Consider the following 722-nt stretch of genomic DNA (forward strand, 5'->3'; position numbering starts at 1 on the left):
CGTTTCCCGTTAGCACAATAAGAAATAACGCGAAGTTGACGAAAACTGTGCGTTACAATAACCCGACTATATGAGTGAGAGAATTAATTAACTTAACTTCCTTTATCGCCTTTATGTTTTAATATAGTCCAGGGACTTTCTCAAAAAGGGAGTGGAAATATGACAAATACTTCGGGCTCAATATCAAAAAAGAAGGCGATAATTCTGGTGACAGGGATGTCGGGTACAGGTAAATCAACGGTTCTGGGCGAACTTGCTCATAGGGGGCATAGAGTTATCGACACCGATTATGATGGTTGGAGCGAGAATGTGGATGGTTCTGGGTGGTTATGGCATGAGAATCGAATCGATGAGCTGCTCACTGAACATAGCGAAGGTACTTTATTCATTTCGGGTTGTGTATCAAATCAGGGGAAGTTTTACCCGATGTTCGATGCAGTAGTGTTGTTAAGTGCCCCCATCGAAGTAATCCTTGAACGTGTGGCTTCCCGTAAGACGAACGATTATGGAAAAACTGTCGAACAACGTGAAGAAATTATACAATACGTCGCTAGTGTTGAGCCTCTCTTACGTGCTGGAGCTACTGTTGAGATCGACACCAGGAAGCCGCTTGATGAAGTTGTAACCGAGCTTGAGCTCATTGCCAACTCCACTAGCTGATCACTTCTTCGCAATGTAAAGAAACCGCCCAGTTCGATCAATCTAAGTACATTGTTAACTAA

At 43.1% G+C, this 722-nt stretch carries 1 protein-coding gene; it reads left to right on the plus strand.

The features are described 5' to 3' along the window. Positions 1-159 precede the first annotated feature (159 nt). Positions 160-660, plus strand: a complete 501-nt coding sequence (locus QW71_RS36225; RefSeq protein ID WP_200906017.1) for an AAA family ATPase — start codon at positions 160-162, stop codon at positions 658-660. The last annotated feature ends 62 nt before the right edge of the window (positions 661-722 follow it).

Source organism: Paenibacillus sp. IHB B 3415 (assembly GCF_000802655.2).
Classification (GTDB): Bacteria; Bacillota; Bacilli; order Paenibacillales; family Paenibacillaceae; genus Paenibacillus_AQ; species Paenibacillus_AQ phytohabitans.